The 863-nt window shown below is 66.2% G+C and carries 1 protein-coding gene; it reads left to right on the top strand.

Features of this window, described 5'->3' with window-relative positions:
• Positions 1-12: 12 nt before the first annotated feature.
• Positions 13-863 (top strand): 1-deoxy-D-xylulose-5-phosphate synthase N-terminal domain-containing protein (locus B7G66_RS16875; RefSeq protein ID WP_275404491.1); only part of this gene is annotated, 851 nt, incomplete at its 3' end.

Below are 863 nucleotides of genomic sequence, written 5' to 3'. Positions count from 1 at the left end.
GCGTGGGGATCGATCCCGACGCTGGGCCGTTTTGCGCAGCTTGACCGTGTGCGTTACCCGCATGACATGCGCAACCTTTCGGTGGAGCAGCTCAGGGCGCTTGCGGACGAACTGCGGGCGGAGACGATCGACACGGTGTCGACCACCAGCGGGCACCTTGGCGCATCGCTTGGGGTTGTGGAACTGACGGTTGCGCTGCATGCCGTGTTCGACACGCCCGATGACCGCGTGATCTGGGATGTCGGCCACCAGACCTATCCGCACAAGATCCTGACCGGGCGGCGCGACCGCATCCGCACCCTGCGCCAGCCGGGCGGCCTGTCGGGCTTCACCCGCCGCAGCGAAAGCGAATATGACCCGTTCGGCGCGGCGCATTCCTCCACCTCCATCTCCGCCGGGCTGGGCATGGCGGTGGCGCACCACCTGCGCGCCGAACACGACCCGTCCTATCGCGAACGCAACGTCATCGCGGTGATCGGCGATGGCTCCATCTCCGCAGGCATGGCGTATGAGGCGATGAACAACGCCTCGCATTGCGGGCCTGGCGCGGAACGGCTGATCGTCATCCTCAACGACAACGAAATGTCGATCGCCCCCCCCGTCGGCGCGATGTCGAGCTACCTGTCGCGGCTGATGTCCTCGCGCAAGTTCCTCAGCCTGCGTGACCTTGCCGCCAAGATGGCAAGGCGCCTGCCCGACCGGCTGGAGCGCACGGCGAAGAAGGCCGACGAATATGCGCGCGGCATCATCACCGGCGGCACCCTGTTCGAGGAACTCGGCTTCTACTATGTCGGCCCGGTCGATGGGCATGACATGACGCAGCTGGTCCAGATCCTGCGCAACCTGCGCGACGCGGATGACCT

Source organism: Novacetimonas hansenii JCM 7643, assembly GCF_000964405.1.
Taxonomy (GTDB): domain Bacteria; phylum Pseudomonadota; class Alphaproteobacteria; order Acetobacterales; family Acetobacteraceae; genus Novacetimonas; species Novacetimonas hansenii.
The sequence above is the reverse complement of the archived record's forward strand: the minus strand, read 5'-3'. Positions and strand labels throughout refer to the sequence as shown.